The sequence below is a fragment of the Pseudoalteromonas sp. SaAl2 genome (genome assembly GCF_052947895.1).
In genome coordinates this window covers 556,124-572,672 of record NZ_CM129605.1, presented here as the reverse complement: position 1 = coordinate 572,672, position 16,549 = coordinate 556,124, and the positions used below count along the sequence as shown (strand labels likewise).

Below are 16,549 nucleotides of genomic sequence, written 5' to 3'. Positions count from 1 at the left end.
AACTTAAAGCTGGGCTTTATTACAATAGGTTGCTTTTTCAAAGTCATTTATGTTCATGGCGATATTTGCAACCTCTGGGAACTTATCATTAAGCATGGTAACCACGGCTTTGGACAATGCCGCTTTTTGCTCTGTAGTTCGCCCTTGCATTATATGGGTGAATACATGAATAAATGGCTCTTGTTTATTTCCGACTAGGTAGCTATCAAAGGGGTTAACTCTTACTTTTATATCACTTTCAACAAATAAGTCGGTGCTATGAGCAACCTTGTGTATCGCTTTGTTAATAGTCATTTCATCATGTTCGTCTAAAACGGAGCTAGCACAATCAATTACAAAGTGCGGCATTAAAAACTCCTTTTGATTGTTTAAAATAAAGCTACTGGTGGTATTTTCGTATCATTACTATTTTTCCGTTTTCTACTTCTATAACATCCATAATAGTCTGGCTATATTCTATAGGTTGCTGGTTTTGCGGGTGAATACCTTTAGCGTGATGACTATAACGAATTGCAAAGCCTGAGTTATTAAAAATAAATGTGTCGAGCAGTTTGGCTTCATACTCGGTGTGGGCAGCTAAATAAAATGTCATGCCTTTACGCATATTTTCTTTACCGTCAGGGGCGCGGGTGTCATCGGGTTGGAATGGAATATGTTGGTTACCTACATCCTCACTTAATAATGCCAAAAATGCTTCTAACTCTTTATGCGTCGCACTCGGTGCTTGAGTCGCGACCATAGTAGAAAAGTATTGTTGAGCGAGCGTTTCGAGTTCTTTATTTGCAGCCGTAACACTGACTGATATACACATTAAAGCCACTGAAAATATAGCCGTTATTTTTTTCATCAGGCACTCCATTGTTTAAATTACATACGCCATATAAACAACAAACAAATGAAATGTATAGCTTTCTTTTTTATGCTGCATTTAAAAAAGTAGTTCAGTGAGGTAAAAACTACCGCTAATATAAAAAAAAATTAATGAAGGCTCTAACAGACATTGGAAAGTGCGAAAACAATAAGTTTAGCTTGATACTTAGCACCGCACACACTGCCATTAAACTAAACCAAGGAGTAAAGAAGCACAGTAGCTTCCATTTTATAAGCATAACGGCCAGATCATGTAATGCCCCACTGACCGCAAACGTGATGATCACTGCACACCAATGAGGCACGAATGACGATACTGGTTTCATCACATAGCGCGATAAATAGTAGCTCCAGATTGGGTTCCAATAGCGCCAAAATAAATAAAATGATGGCGCACCAAAAGAGCGTTTAAGCATGTTACCCATTGAACCGCTAGCGCCTAAAGACACGCCAGTACGCTTTTTCACATATTGAGCAAGCGTAATATGATTAGACACATTGACCCCTAAGCTGATTAAGTAACAAATTGACTATTGAATAAAGTAACCGATCACTAACCATTGTTGATCCGACTTTTTTAAAGTCACTGTTTCAGTCGACTTTGGTCTGTTAGCAAAGTCAGTATTAAATTGCAGTAAAACATACTCACCTTTTGGTAACTGTGGCAGTGAGTCAAACGTTTTGCGATTTACTTGCTCACGGGATTTTACATCACCTAGCGGTGTGCGGACTTCACCGAGTTTTGATACCCAAAGCTCTTGGCTTACATTTTCTTTAAAGAATGCATCACTTTGCTGCCAACTCAATGCGTAATCACCACTATCGACAACAGCTAACCACTGTTTAGCAACAGGTTGCTCTTCGTTGGCATTCAGGTTAAACGTTGCAACAACCATAAGAAAAAACATAATACAGTGCTTTCTCATCATAACTCCTTGTTAAAAATTAGCAGCTCCAGCCTACTAAAGAGCAGTTAATTATAAAAGCATAATTTATGAACTTTACCCTCGCTAGCTTTACTCACATCCTACTTTTTACTTTATTCGTTGCAACGCTATTAGCGGGATCATCAGGCCAGAAGTGCTTTGGGTATCTACCTTTCATCTCTTTTTGCACTTCGCGGTAACTGGTTGCCCAAAAGTGAGCTAAATCTTGGGTCAACTGCAACGAGCGTTTACCCGGCGATAATAATTCCATCAGTAACGGGAGCTTACCTTGAGCAAGTACTGGAGAGCTTGTCATGCCGTATACTTCTTGCATACGCACGCTGAGTTTTGCAGGGCCATCGAGTTGATATTCAATACGAATATTTGAACCGCTTGGTACGGTTAATCTAAGTGGTAATAGTGACTTCAAAGCCGTTTGTTGTTGCCAATCAAAGCAATTTTGTAACGCCTCAAAGTAGTTAAACTTTTTTAGCTGTTCAAGCGTTTTGATATCTTGTAAATATACGCCAAGCCAAGTATCGGCTTGTTCAATAAGCGATTGCTCTGTTATGAACGGGAATTGCTCAGGTAACAGTTTATAAGCCAAACTCATGCGAATAAGTAACTGCTGGGCATCGGGTTGCTCGTTAAATAGTGCAAAGCCCTGTTTTTTAAATAGGCTAATCCATGCTTTGGCACGCTCATTTTTATCAAGCTTATGCTTACTTGGTTGACTACTGAGCGTAATTGCACCGAGTTTTACTTCATCTTGATGGATAAAGCGCGCTGCTTTTTCGTCAAACTCACAACGAGTTTGCTCACTAAATAAATGCGGTAAATACTCTTTAAGCTCAAACGGATTCAAAGCTGTTGCTGCAAATATCCGTCCACCTTTATGCCCCCCCATAGTTGCAATAGCAAGATATTCATCATTGTGCCAATAATCGCTATTGAGTTCAGCGCCTGCGCCATTTGCAAGTAAGTAACCGTTCCCTCGTTTTTTTGCAATACGATCGGGGTAAGCAAGTGCCACCAGCACGCCTAAATATTCGGTCTTTAGTTCACCTTTATCATCACTTAGCTTTAAGCGGCTTTGCCAGTATTTAAGCTGTTGTTTAAATACTGGATGGGGCCGCTGCTGCATACTATGCAAAGCGACATTAAGATCGGCAGCACTATTAATACGACTTTCTAATAAAGCGACTAAATATATAGCCAAATGGTAAATACCTGTATTTTCCTGCTCTAACTGCTGGGCTTTTAACAGCATATGCGCCAAACGAATATCAGCACCAAATGCCAGCATTTTACTGCCTAAAGCACTCAGCTTTCCCTTATCATCAACCGCTTCTAGCATTTCCAGTAAACTTAGCGCTTGGCTGCATTGCTGCTCAGTTGGTTTATCAAGCAAGGTTAACTCGCTGATATCAGCGCCCCAGAGCTTTGCCTCGAGCATGAGCTGACTTATATCTGAGGTGAGAATTTCAGGGTTATCGTGGCTATTACGCCGCTCAAAGGTTTGTTTTGAACCCAACCTGTAAACCACGCCGGGCTCAATACGCCCAGCACGCCCTGCCCGCTGCACTGCAGATGAGCGAGAAATATTTTGTGTGGTGAGCTCTGTTACCCCGGTTTTTAAATTAAAGCTGGCAGCGCGGCGTTTACCACTATCGACAACAATACGAATGCCTTCAATGGTTAAACTGGTTTCAGCAACATTAGTAGTGAGTACTACTTTACGAGTGCCCTGAAGCGCAGGCGCAATCGCAGCTTGCTGCTGGTTTTTATCTTGCTCGCCAAACAGGGTAAATACTTCACAATCTGTGGGTAAATCATTCAGCGCTTGTTGCACGCGCACTATTTCACGTTGCCCTGGTAAAAACACCAGCGCGCTACCTGTTTGCTCATTGAGTGCCTGTTTTATAATTTGCGGGATGTCATCAAGCCAGCGGCTTTCATCTTTTATCGGAATATATACTTCGTCAATTGGAAAGCTGCGCCCTTGTGATTGAACTACTGGGCAGTCAAAAAAATCCACATAACGCTGCGTATCAAGTGTTGCCGACATAAGTAAAATAATTAAGTCTTCACGCAGTGCAGCTTGTGTTTCAAGTGCAAAAGCTAAGGATGTATCGGCGGCTATGGAGCGCTCATGAAATTCATCAAAGATCAGTAAATCAACATCACTTAGCTCTGGGTCATTTTGTAACATGCGCGTGAGCATACCCTCAGTGACAATTTCAAGTTGTGTATTTTTGCTTACTTTACTTTCACCACGAACGCGTAAACCTACACTCTGGCCGACTGGCTCACCTTGGCAACTAGCTAAGTAGTTAGCAATATTTCGGGCAGCTAAACGGCGAGGCTCAAGCATAATAATGCGTTTAAAGTGACCGTCACGCATTAAGTTTAGTGGTAACCAAGTTGACTTACCCGCGCCTGGAGGTGCTTGTAGTAAGGTAATTGGATTGGCTTTTATTGTTGCAGTGAGTTGTTGATATATATCTTGAACCGGCAGCACGACAATTTACTCTAAATGACTTTGCGCCATTGTAGCAAAAACTACAGCAAACGGTTTCTGCTGTGAATTACAAGTCAGAAAAAATTACAAAAAAGAGGTATATTTTTTAAAAGCTCTATAACTCCTAAACCTACTCAGTTGCAACCAAAACCATAACCAACTGATAATTAATAATAAAAACTTTTAATTTAGGGTTGGTATAAGCCTTGCTCCCTTAACAGTGAAAGTAAATTCATTAACCAATATAAGGAGCTAATTATGAACAGTGATCGTATCGAAGGTAATTGGAAAGAACTTAAAGGTAAAGCGCAACAAAAATGGGGCGACTTAACTAATGACGATTTAGACAAAATCGAAGGTAGCCGTACTGAACTGGTTGGTAAAATCCAACAGAAATACGGTAAATCTAAAGAAGAAGCCGAGCGCGAAGTTAACGACTTTGAAAAAAGTCATTAAGTCATAAATGCTTAGCAGCAAAAAACCGCCGTTTGGCGGTTTTTTATTGTTACATATAACTTTTATTTAGTGTTCACAACGTCTTCAAGTAATAACTGCTTACCATCTTTATATACTTCAAGCCAACCTGAAGCTGAGGTATCACAGCCAATTACTGTTACTTGCAGTACATAGCTGTATCGGCCATTTTTAAATGTATAACTATGATTACCACCGCTACCATCAAACTTTTTCTCGCCATGAGTTAAAACCAGATCAGGCTTAGCATTTGGCTTTTTATCAATACTCCACGATACATAGCGATAATTATAATTACCTAAATCATCGACACGAACACGATATTTAGCCGTTTGCCAATCTAATATTGGCTCTGCAAATGTATTAACACTTGGGTGTAGTGCTTGTTTATCAGCTGCTATTAAATTCTCTGCTAGCGACTGCTCTTTCGCTGTTTGATAATTTATCCCGATAATTTTACCGTCGGTATCAACCCAAACGACACCGCTATTTAGCATAATGCCCCGCCAACCTACTTTATCCCAGTCAGTATCGATATTTGAACTGGCAATAACTGTGGCGAGTTCATCATCAAACACTTCATCAAAACGGTTAATAAACTCAGCTTCATTTTTAATAGCAGGCAGTGGATATCGTCTTTTTAATGGGTAACGAATAAGTGCAGCAATAGCCGCTCTATCACCACCTTTAAACGCTGTAATAATGGGTGAAATATTTTTCTGATATTGCTGCTCAAGCGCAAAACTATTCGCACTGAATAAAAAAACTAAGCTCAAGATAATATAATTAGGGAACTTCATCTGTAGTACTTTAATTAAAGTCATTAAGTGGAATACCAATAAAGAACAAAAAATGTTAGCTGATAGTTTAAAAGTTAAGTAACTATTCACCTCCATCGCCACAACTTCCGTCACCTCCAAAAAAACCACCCTCACTCCAAGTTTTTTGAGCGTTTAGAATAATCTAGGAGTGAATCGAAATTAAAATGAAGCCAACCGCCAAAGCACTTTTTAGAAACAATAGCACGTAAGTCATCATAAGTTGATTGAAACTCTAGATCTTCAAATTCAGATAACAGGCAAAACATAGCAAAGGCATACTCTATATTATGATTAGTCTTTAACGCGCCTGTAAAAACACTTTTTACCTCTTCAATAGAATAATAACTTTTCTTTTCAAACGCTTTGACTAAAGCAGGTGGTAGAACCCTTGCAATTTTTTTACTGAGTTTTTCTGGAAAATATCAAGCATCTAATTTAACTCCTTTTACATGCAAAACTTTCATATTTAAGGCGTGAAGATTTACTTTTTATGACTTTTATAATTAAACCCGATCAAATCCATTAGGTTAACTAATCTGTGACAAACACTTTTAAGCAATAGCCTTTGTTCCTATTAAACCGAATTTATCGCATTGAAACAACAGCCTTACCCTACCCCCCTTAATTTAACTCAATAATAAAATAGCCTTGATCATAAAAAACGAGCCTAATTTGACTCGTTTTTTGTTTTAAACTGACGGCTGATAACTGACCGCTTACAGCTACTCTTTTATTCCGGCTCATACCCCAAATTAGGCGATAACCAACGCTCGGCTTCTTCTAAAGTCATATTGGTACGCTTGGCGTAATCTTCAACCTGATCTTTTTGAATTGCGGCCACCGCGTAATACTTAGCTTCAGGGTGTGAGAAGTACCAACCTGAAACTGCTGCGCCTGGCCACATGGCGTATGAGCTGGTGAGCTGCATGCCAATGCGCTTTTCGGTATCAAGTAGCTGCCAGATTTTCTTTTTCTCAGTATGCTCAGGGCAAGCCGGGTAACCAGGTGCTGGGCGAATGCCTTGATAGTTTTCTCGAATAAGCTCATCGTTTGATAAGTTTCATCCGGTGCAAAACCCCAGTACTCTTTGCGCACTTGCTCGTGTAAGTACTCGGCAAATGCTTCTGCGAGTCTATCGGCCACCGCTTTGACCATAATTTTATTATAGTCATCTTGTTTAGCGTCAAAGGCATCGGCTAAGTCGTCTTCTTCAAGGCCACCAGTTACTGCAAATGCACCAAAGTAATCAGGTGTACCTTTTGGCGCGATATAATCGGCTAAACAGTAGTTAGCAAAGTCGGTTTTTTCGGTTTGCTGCCGTAAATGGCACGACGTGGTTAATACCTCAGAGCGGCTTTCGTCTGTGTATATTTCAATGTCGTCGCCAACGCGGTTTGCTGGGAATAAACCAATCACCCCAAGCGGCTGCAAACTGCCTGATTGCTCAAGCTCGTCTAACATGTCGTTAGCGTCTTTAAACAAGCTTTGCGCCTGCTCGCCCACCACTTCATCAGTCATTATGCGTGGGTATTTCCCCGCGATTGACCAAGTCATGAAATAAGGCGTCCAGTCGATGTATTTGCGTAATGTCGCGATTGATACATCTTTAAACTCAGTCACACCGAGTTTTTTCGGCACCGGTGGCGTGTAGTTATCCCAATCAAGTTGGGCTGCGTTATCTCGAGCACGTTGAATAGTCACCGGTTTTGAGCGCGGCTTTTTACGCGCTTGTTGCTCGCGCACTTTGACATATTCAGCTTTGGTTTTTTCTAAAAAGGCAGGTTTTAGCTCTTTTGATAACAAGTTTGAAACCACGCCCACCGCACGGCTGGCGTTATTTACATACACCACGCCTTTATCATATTGCGGCTCAATTTTAACCGCAGTATGTGCTTTAGATGTGGTTGCACCACCAATCAATAACGGCAATTCAAAGCCGCGGCGTGTCATTTCTTTGGCAACGTGTACCATTTCATCAAGCGATGGGGTAATAAGGCCAGATAGACCAATAATATCGGCTTTTTCATCTATCGCTGTTTGCAGAATTTTTTCTGCAGGTACCATTACGCCTAAATCAATCACTTCGTAGTTGTTACATTGCAGTACGACGCCAACAATGTTTTTACCAATGTCGTGTACATCACCTTTAACAGTCGCCATCACTACTTTGCCGTTAGTGGCGCCTTCTTCTTTTTCAGCTTCAATGAATGGGTCTAGGTAGGCCACGGCACGCTTCATTACCCGGGCTGATTTTACCACTTGTGGTAAAAACATTTTACCCGCGCCAAATAAGTCACCTACCACGTTCATGCCATCCATTAATGGCCCTTCGATGACGTGAATGGGTTTATCGGCACCCGCGCGGCATTCTTCGGTGTCTTCGTCGATGTATTCGGTAATACCTTTAACAAGCGCATGTTCAAGACGCTTTTCAACAGGCCACGTACGCCACTCTAAATCTTCAACACGCTCGGCTTGAGCCATACCTGAAAACTTAGGTGCAAGCTCTACTAAGCGCTCACCTGCGCCTGAGTCGGTATTTAAAATAACGTCTTCAACGGCTTTACGTAGCTCTTCTGGAATATCGTCATAAACGGCAAGTTGCCCTGCGTTGACTATGCCCATATCCATGCCTGCTTTTATGGCATGGTATAAAAATACCGAGTGAATCGCTTCACGTACTGGGTTATTACCACGGAACGAAAACGATACGTTCGATACCCCACCCGACACTTTACAATGGGGTAAGTTTTGCTTGATGCGACGCGTGCCTTCAATAAACTCGACCGCGTAGTTATCATGCTCTTCAATACCTGTGGCAACCGCAAAGATATTTGGGTCGAAAATAATATCTTCTGGCGGGAAGCCTATTTCATCAACTAAAATACGGTAACTGCGCTCACATATTTCAAACTTACGATCTGCGGTGTCGGCTTGGCCATCGGTATCAAACGCCATAACAACGGCAGCAGCACCAAAGCGTTTAATAATTTTGGCTTGGCGTTTAAATGGCTCTTCACCTTCTTTTAGTGAGATTGAGTTAACAATCGCCTTACCTTGAATACACTTTAAGCCCGCTTCAATCACTTCCCATTTAGAGGAATCAACCATAATGGGGACTTTAGAAATGTCAGGCTCTGAGGCAATTAAGTTTAAAAACTTCACCATGGCGGCTTTTGAATCCAGCATGGCTTCGTCCATGTTGATATCAATTACCTGTGCGCCGTTTTCTACTTGTTCACGGGCAACATTAAGAGCGGTTTCATAATCTTCTTCCATGATCAAACGCTTGAACATGGCTGAGCCGGTTACATTGGTACGCTCACCGACGTTTGTAAATACTGCTATTTGTTGTGTCATGTCGGTTTCCTAATTTAAGTTACACGCTTCAAGGCCAGATAAGCGCATGCGCACTTCAAGCTCAGGTAATTGGCGAGGTTTAACCGCTTCAAGGCCCTTGGCAAATGCTCTAATATGAGCAGGTGTGGTGCCGCAGCAACCGCCAACAATATTTATAAAACCCGATTTGCCCCAATCAATGATCTCAACAGCCATTTCAGGCGCTTCTAAATCGTATTCACCAAATTCATTAGGTAAGCCAGCATTAGGGTGAACAGAGACAAAGGTTTCGCACACCCGTGATAACTCTTCTACATATTGGCGTAATAAATCTGGGCCTAGTGCGCAGTTAAGGCCAATAGAAATAGGCTTAATATGACGGATTGAATTATAAAACGCTTCGGTAGTTTGCCCTGAAAGCGTGCGCCCTGATGCATCAGTAATGGTACCTGAGATCATCACCGGTAATGTACGCCCTGCTTGCTCAAACGCTTCTTCAACAGCGAATGAGGCTGCTTTGGCGTTTAAGGTATCAAAAATAGTCTCTATCAAAATTAAATCAACGCCGCCTTCCATTAAAGCAAGGGTAGACTCAACATACGCCGTGACTAATTTATCAAAGGTGATATTACGATAACCTGGGTCATTTACATCAGGCGAGATTGAGCAAGTTTTTGACGTTGGCCCAAGTACACCTGCCACATAACGTGGTTTATCAGGATTTTTAGCGGTGAACTCGTCACAAATACTACGTGCTAACTTGGCTGACTCGAGGTTTACCTCACGGCTGATACTTGCCATGTCGTAATCTTCCATTGAGACAGTGGTCGAGTTAAAAGTATTGGTTTCGATAATATCGGCACCGGCATTTAAAAACCACGGTGAATATCAGCAATTATTTTAGGCTGAGTAAGGCTTAACAAGTCGTTATTGCCTTTAATTAATACATGCCAGTCTTTAAAACGCTCACCACGGTAATCTTCTTCTTCTAATTTATGCTCTTGGATCATGGTGCCCATAGCGCCGTCGAGGATTAAAATTCGCTGTTTGAGCGCCTCGGTTAGTTCTGCATGTTTATTCACTGTATTACTCGGCATAGTTGTTAGTCCTTACTGCTTGGCTAACGAGATTAATATCATAAGGTGTGGTTTGATACACATAGTAATTTAACCAATTCGAAAATAACAAGAAAGCATGGCTTTGCCAGGTTTTCGACGGCTCGTTATCTGGGTTGTTATCAGGAAAGTAATTTTCAGGCATAGCGGCGTTGGGCTCTTTTGCAAGGTCGCGTTGGTATTCGCCCTTTAATGTGTCGGCATCGTATTCTGGATGACCTGTAATATACACCTGACTCCCCGACTTGTTCTTAAGTAAGTAAGCACCCACTCGCTCTGAGCCTGCCAATACAACTAAATCTTCGCAGGCATTAATTTTCTCAATATCGATATGGCCAAAACGAGAATGTGGCACCACAAAGGTATCATCAAAAACCACGTGTAAGCGCGGCGTGTTCAAAGTAGCAATGATGAGTAAATACACCACTGAGCTTCTTCGGTTTTAATTCGCGCTTTAAACCATAATGGTGGAATAAACCTGCATGTGCCGCCCAACACGAAAACAAGGTTGATGTTACATGTTGCTCAGCCCAATCGAGTATCACTTTGAGCTCATCCCAATAAGCGACATCGTCGTATTCTAAATGCGCAAGCGGTGCGCCGGTAACTAACATAGCATCGTAGTTGTTGTCTTTTACTTCTGAGAAATAACGGTAAAAGGTGTCTAAATGCGCTTCTGAATTACTGCTACTGCGGTGAGTATCTAAGCGTAAAAGCTCAACATTTACTTGCAGCGGTGAGTTTGCCAGTAAGCGAATAAACTGTACTTCGGTTTCTACTTTATTCGGCATTAAGTTTAAGATGGCCAGTCGCATCGGGCGAATTTCTTGTGTTTTCGCACGGGTTTTTGGCATTACAAAGACATTTTCTTGACGTAACTTTGCAATTGCAGGCAATTCATCTTTCACTGTAATAGGCATTCATTCACTCCAAGCATTATTTTAACCAATGGCTAATTATGACCTGTTAGCAGTAAATTTCAACCTCTAGATGTATAGATGTCTAGATGAATTTGGTATATCGCCTAATTCCTTAAAAACACAGGGCTCACGTTGCTGATTCGTTGACTGTTTAGGCTATGAGACTCTACAATAAGCCATCATAATTTTATTTATAATTCGAAGGCTTTTTCCATGGTTTTACCAGATAAGTTTATTTTCTCGATGAGTCGAGTATCGAAAGTAGTGCCACCTAAGCGCACTATTTTAAAAGATATCTCATTGCATTTTTTCCCTGGCGCAAAAATTGGTGTACTTGGCTTAAACGGCTCGGGTAAATCAAGCTTACTACGTATTATGGCTGGCGTTGATCAAGAGTTTGAAGGTGAGGCACACCCTCAACCGGGTATTAAAATTGGTTACTTACCGCAAGAGCCGGTACTTGATGAAAGCAAAACCGTGCGCGAAACAGTAGAAGAAGCGGTCAGTGAAGTTAAAAACGCACTAAACCGACTTGATGAAGTTTATAACGAATACGCTATGGAAGACGCTGACTTTGACGCGCTAGCCAAAGAGCAAGGTCAACTTGAAGCGATCATTCAAGCCCATGACGGCCACAACATTGATAACGTATTAGAACCGTGCTGCTGATGCGCTTCGCCTGCCACCTTGGGATGCTAAAGTTGAGGTTTTATCCGGTGGTGAGCGTCGTCGTATCGCGATTTGTCGTTTATTATTAGAAAAACCAGACATGCTTATTCTTGATGAGCCAACAAACCATTTAGATGCTGAATCTGTAGCATGGCTTGAGCGATTCTTACATGATTACGAAGGCACCGTTGTGGCGGTAACGCATGACCGTTACTTCCTTGATAACGTAGCGGGTTGGATTCTAGAGCTTGACCGTGGTGAAGGTATCCCATGGGAAGGTAACTACTCTTCTTGGCTTGAACAAAAGACGCGCGTTTGCAGCAAGAGCAAAAATCTGAAAAAGCCCGTCAAAAATCAATTGCCCAAGAACTTGAATGGGTACGTTCAAACCCGAAAGGTCGTCAAGCTAAGTCTAAAGCGCGTATGGCGCAGTTTTCTGAGTTGCAACACTCTGATTACCAAAAACGTAACGAAACCAACGAGCTATTTATTCCACCTGGCCCGCGTTTAGGCGACCAAGTGATTGAAGTTAAAAACTTGAAGAAGAGCTTTGGTGATCGCGTACTCATTGATGACTTAAACTTCACCATGCCTAGGGCGCTATTGTGGGCATTATCGGTGCCAATGGTGCGGGTAAATCGACCCTATTTAAAATGCTAAGCGGTGAAGAAAAGCCAGATAGCGGCGATATCACGATTGGTGAAACAGTTGAGCTTGCTACAGTTGATCAATTCCGTGGCAACATGGACGACAGTAATACAGTTTTCCAAGAAATCGCTGACGGCCAAGATATGCTTAAAATTGGCAACTTTGAATTCCCAAGCCGTGCTTACGTAGGCCGCTTTAACTTTAAAGGCAATGACCAACAAAAAGTTTGTTAAAGACCTATCTGGTGGTGAGCGTAACCGTTTACATTTAGCTAAATTATTAAAGGCTGGCGGCAACGTTATCCTGCTGGATGAGCCAACCAATGACTTGGACGTTGAAACTTTACGTGCCCTTGAGAATGCAATTTTAGAGTTCCCGGGTAATGTAATGTGTATTTCGCATGACCGTTGGTTCTTAGACCGTATTGCTACGCACATTCTTGATTACCGTGATGAAGGCCAAATTAACTTCTTCGATGGTAACTACACCGAATATGAAGAATGGTTAAAGAAAACCCTCGGTGCAGCTGCAGCGCAGCCTAAGCGTATTAAATACAAAAAAATAGGTTAGGTTCTAAACATATTTTAAGCCCTGCATTTATGCGGGGCTTTTTATTTTTTGAAAGAAATATACCCGCCCCCTTTCTAGTTAAGTATCTTCATACTAAAAATTAACCGCTATGAAATACTTATTCGCACTTTTTTTTATTAAGCATAAGCTTATTTGGCTACGCAGCTGAGCTTGAGCAAAAACAGCTTCCTAGACTACCCGCGCTCACCTTACAAATGGCAGACGGGAGTTCACTTAACACAAAAAGATCTTTTTAGGAAAGCCATATATTTTACACTTTTGGGCAACCTGGTGCCCATACTCGCAAAAGCTACAACCAGCGCTCGATCAAATCCACCAACAATATCAACAGTATGGCTTACAAGTTATAGGCGTGAGTTTTCGTGAAGATGAGGGAGCAGATCCTCAGCAATCTCTCATCAGTCGCGGTCATCATTTTAAAACCGCAATAAAAGCTGACTTAATCGCTCAACGGTTAGGAATTCGCGGCACCCCTATAACGCTATTTATTAATATGCATGGTCAAGTTGTGTGGCTAACCACAACATCAAACCCTAACAACGAAAAACTTAAAGCGAATGCCGCCAAACTTGTAAAATCGTGACTATAATTTACATAAATATAATCACTGAGGTTAATTATGGTTAATCGTCGTCAATATACCCGCGTGTTGTTTTCTACTCCCGCAACACTTTTAATAAACGAGCAAAGCTTTAGCTGTGAATTGCTTGATGTATCACTCAACGGTGTATTGATTAGCCACCCCAATGGCTTAAAAGCTGACAAACATCAATCGGCTGAACTTGCCTTTACCTTGCCTGATAGCCAAGTAAGCATTGCTATGGCGGTTGAAATTAGCCATATTGAGCCCCTGCACTTTGGTTTGCATTGTACTCATATCGATATTGAAAGTATTACGTATTTAAAACGTTTGGTGGAGCTTAATTTAGGTGATGACGGGCTATTACACCGTGAACTCGCAATGCTTATTCACGCACCACAAGAATAGACTATCTGCTGCAACTTGATTACCATGGCGTAAATTATTAAAAATGCGCTGTTATGACTTTAAACCCACGTTTGCCTCTGGTTTATCATCCAAATTACTCATTTAACTTTGATCCTAAACATCGCTTTGTCATGAGTAAATTTGCTAATTTATATCAGCACGTAAAACAGCTAGGGCTAGTTAATAACAATTTAACTCAACCAAGACTCGGTAACTCAGATGATCTTGAGCTCGTCCACTGCGCAAATTATTTAGCTGACTTATGGCATAATAACCTCGAAGAAAAAGCCCTGAGACGCATTGGCCTACCTTGGTCAGAACCACTTATAGCCCGTACTTTCACAGCACCACTCGGTACTCTTGAAACAGCACGTCTTGCGCTTAAAAATGGTATCGCCTGCCATTTAGCGGGCGGGACTCATCATGCTCACACCGATTTTGGCTCAGGCTATTGTATGGTCAACGATCTCGCCTTTACTGCACAAACCCTGATTCAATCAGGCGAAGTAACCAATGTATTAATTTTTGACTTAGACGTGCATCAAGGCGATGGCACCGCCGCCATGTTGCAACACCAACCTTATGCGTATACCTGCTCAATTCACTGTGAAAAGAACTTCCCATTTCGTAAATCGGCCAGCGATCTCGATATTGGTTTAGCCAACAATATGCAAGACGATGAATACTTAGGCATTGTTGATGATACCTTGAGTTTTTTACTCAAAGAGCTCAACCCTGATTTAGTACTTTATGATGCGGGTGTCGATATTTGGCAACAAGATGGTCTAGGCAAGCTTGATATAACCTGGCAAGGCATTGAAAAGCGAGATAACTTGGTTCTAAAACGCTGTATTGAGCATAATACACCTGTCGCAACCGTGATAGGTGGCGGTTACGACCGAGACCATTTACGTCTAGCGAAGCGCCATGCCATTGTTGTAGAGCAAGCAGCACATTTTTAATAGTGTTAGTGCAAATTTAAGCTACACTTTAAGCCTATAAATTAATTGAGGTTATTATGCGATTTTTCTTTTTTATGTTGCTGCTAGGACAAACGACTGTAGCGTATTGCGAGGCAGAGGCAAAAGAGTTACCGCCTATAAACCCCGCTTATAATGCAGAGCATGCAATGGCATTGGTGAATCAGGGTTCGCGCATATTTGCCGTCAATCTTCCCACATACAAACAACCTCACGATGTGCAAATCGTATACAAAATAGAAAACCCCGATGTCGCTTTTTTAAATGTTGTAAGAGGTGCAGAACTGATAACAATTAAGCCTAAGCCATTTAATATTCAACGTTTAAGGCGTGGTGAAGAAATAACAATAACCGCTGATATCTATAACGGCGATTACCGCCGCGATGGCACCTTAGTATATGAAAATCGCACCATAGAAATGAGTGAACTACTCTATACCCGTGAACTGGATGATTTAGCTGAGTCATCGCAATGGCAAGAATATGATTTAATTACCTTAAAAGAAAGTGAACGCATTTATATCCATAAAATCACCCAATCACCGAGTTTTAACCACCTTATTTATGTTGATCTAACCAGTGCCTGTTTGCAAAAATTCCGTACTTCTAAACGTGTGCCAAAAGAAAGGGAGTTAACCTATAAATTCATTAACTGCGGTACTTTAAAGCCACTTTATTTTGATAGTGAAGACTTGCAGTTAGAAAACTAACACATAAAGAAAAAAGGCTCCTCGGAGAACTCAGAGCCTTTGTTAACTTTGGAATAAAATTGGTTTTAATTAAGTATAAATAATTGGGATGGCACACTTTGGTAATCAACTGCCATAGCAATGCTCAAAGCAGTAATATTAAGGATTGAAAACGCAAACACTTGGCGCGCCCATCCACTAATATCAATATTACGGCGATAACCTCTTAGTGCCATTAATAACCACCAAAAGCTAGTGGTGCAAGCAACGGCTAAAAACGCCATACCGGTATAACCGCCAATTGTTAAGAGCATCACCACTAACGCATATACGGCGATATATAACACAATATGGTGCTTTGCTTTATCAATACCGTGCGCTACTGGCAGCACTGGAATGCGTGCAGCTTGGTAGTCTTTATAGCGAAAAATAGCAATCGCGTAAGAATGTGGCATTTGCCATAAACTAAACATCACCAATAAAATCAATGCACCAATATCAAACTGTGCAGTCACGGCGCAATAGCCCACAACAGGTGGTACAGCGCCAGATAAACTCCCTACAAATGTGCCATACACTGAGCGGCGCTTCATATATAAGCTATAAACAGCCACATAAATAACATAACCAAACACAGCAAAAAACACTGTAATCCAGTTAGTAAAAATCACTAGTAGAGCAAAACCTAATATGCCAAGTGCTGTACCATGCAGCAAAGCAGTCTTGGCAGACATTTCGCCCGTTACAGTCACCCGTGTTTTAGTACGTGCCATACACCTATCAATATCACGGTCAATCACATTATTAATCGCACAACCTGAAGCTACGACCAAAGATAAACCCACTAATGTAGCAAGCATTAACCAGCCATCAATACTCCCTTGCGAAGCAAGTAAAAACCACCCGCAACCGAGATTACATTACCCATAATAATACCGGGTTTAGTGACCTTTAAATAACGACGAAACATCTGCTGTCCTCTATTCTTTGCTGTTAAC

At 41.5% G+C, this 16,549-nt stretch carries 11 protein-coding genes and 6 pseudogenes; 6 read left to right on the top strand and 11 right to left on the bottom strand.

The genetic code is table 11. The annotated features are described in order from the left end of the window. Nucleotides 1–3: 3 nt before the first annotated feature. The 5 genes from ACU8V8_RS02710 to hrpB form a co-directional block, all read right to left on the bottom strand. Nucleotides 4–348, bottom strand: coding sequence for a 5-carboxymethyl-2-hydroxymuconate Delta-isomerase (locus ACU8V8_RS02710; RefSeq protein ID WP_446888760.1), 345 nt, complete (start codon nt 346–348; stop codon nt 4–6). 31 nt (nt 349–379) lie between these two features. Beyond that, nucleotides 380–811 carry a nuclear transport factor 2 family protein gene (locus ACU8V8_RS02705; RefSeq protein ID WP_446889567.1) on the bottom strand — a complete coding sequence of 144 codons (432 nt, stop codon included), beginning with the start codon at nt 809–811 and terminating at the stop codon, nt 380–382. Between the two features lie 151 nt (nt 812–962). Then, nucleotides 963–1,367, bottom strand: a complete 405-nt coding sequence (locus tag ACU8V8_RS02700) for an acyltransferase (protein ID WP_446888759.1) — start codon at nt 1,365–1,367, stop codon at nt 963–965. 33 nt (nt 1,368–1,400) lie between these two features. Then, the gene (locus tag ACU8V8_RS02695) at nt 1,401–1,799 is read right to left on the bottom strand and encodes a DUF4019 domain-containing protein (protein ID WP_446888758.1); all 399 of its coding nucleotides are present in this window, start codon (nt 1,797–1,799) and stop codon (nt 1,401–1,403) included. Between the two features lie 91 nt (nt 1,800–1,890). Beyond that, nucleotides 1,891–4,317, bottom strand: a complete 2,427-nt coding sequence (gene hrpB, locus ACU8V8_RS02690) for an ATP-dependent helicase HrpB (protein WP_446888757.1) — start codon at nt 4,315–4,317, stop codon at nt 1,891–1,893. A 258-nt stretch (nt 4,318–4,575) separates the two neighbouring features. Between hrpB and ACU8V8_RS02685 the strand changes: the two genes are divergently transcribed. Continuing rightward, a complete protein-coding gene (locus tag ACU8V8_RS02685) occupies nt 4,576–4,773 on the top strand; it encodes a CsbD family protein (RefSeq protein ID WP_099296450.1) in 198 nt (65 codons plus the stop codon). A 62-nt stretch (nt 4,774–4,835) separates the two neighbouring features. Here ACU8V8_RS02685 and ACU8V8_RS02680 read toward each other — a convergent pair whose 3' ends face one another. The 5 genes and pseudogenes from ACU8V8_RS02680 to ACU8V8_RS02660 form a co-directional block, all read right to left on the bottom strand. Beyond that, a complete protein-coding gene (locus ACU8V8_RS02680; RefSeq protein WP_446889566.1) occupies nt 4,836–5,591 on the bottom strand; it encodes a hypothetical protein in 756 nt (251 codons plus the stop codon). Nucleotides 5,592–5,722: 131 nt separating this feature from the next. Then, nucleotides 5,723–6,022 (bottom strand): annotated as a pseudogene (locus ACU8V8_RS02675) (DUF6559 family protein); the annotation flags it as partial. Nucleotides 6,023–6,342: 320 nt separating this feature from the next. Further along, a pseudogene (metH, locus tag ACU8V8_RS02670) lies at nt 6,343–8,972 on the bottom strand (methionine synthase). Nucleotides 8,973–8,981: 9 nt separating this feature from the next. Further along, nucleotides 8,982–10,048, bottom strand: a pseudogene (locus ACU8V8_RS02665) (homocysteine S-methyltransferase family protein). Then, nucleotides 10,038–10,986: pseudogene (locus ACU8V8_RS02660) on the bottom strand (homoserine O-succinyltransferase). The pseudogenes ACU8V8_RS02665 and ACU8V8_RS02660 overlap by 11 nt, the downstream one beginning before the upstream one ends. 213 nt (nt 10,987–11,199) lie before the next feature. Between ACU8V8_RS02660 and ettA the strand changes: the two are divergent. From ettA to ACU8V8_RS02635, 5 genes and pseudogenes are all read left to right on the top strand, one after another. Beyond that, nucleotides 11,200–12,873, top strand: a pseudogene (gene ettA, locus ACU8V8_RS02655) (energy-dependent translational throttle protein EttA). A gap of 247 nt (nt 12,874–13,120) precedes the next feature. Further along, nucleotides 13,121–13,477: a TlpA disulfide reductase family protein gene (locus ACU8V8_RS02650; protein WP_446889565.1), complete on the top strand. Its 357-nt coding sequence runs from the start codon at nt 13,121–13,123 to the stop codon at nt 13,475–13,477. Between the two features lie 36 nt (nt 13,478–13,513). Further along, a complete protein-coding gene (locus tag ACU8V8_RS02645) occupies nt 13,514–13,882 on the top strand; it encodes a PilZ domain-containing protein (RefSeq protein ID WP_446888756.1) in 369 nt (122 codons plus the stop codon). 53 nt (nt 13,883–13,935) lie between these two features. After that, nucleotides 13,936–14,844, top strand: coding sequence for a histone deacetylase family protein (locus ACU8V8_RS02640; RefSeq protein ID WP_446888755.1), 909 nt, complete (start codon nt 13,936–13,938; stop codon nt 14,842–14,844). 56 nt (nt 14,845–14,900) lie between these two features. Further along, entirely contained in the window at nt 14,901–15,572 is a 672-nt protein-coding gene (locus ACU8V8_RS02635) for a hypothetical protein (RefSeq protein WP_446888754.1), read from the top strand. A 65-nt stretch (nt 15,573–15,637) separates the two neighbouring features. Here the strand turns inward: ACU8V8_RS02635 and cyoE are convergent. Continuing rightward, a pseudogene (cyoE, locus tag ACU8V8_RS02630) lies at nt 15,638–16,521 on the bottom strand (heme o synthase). Nucleotides 16,522–16,549 lie beyond the last annotated feature (28 nt).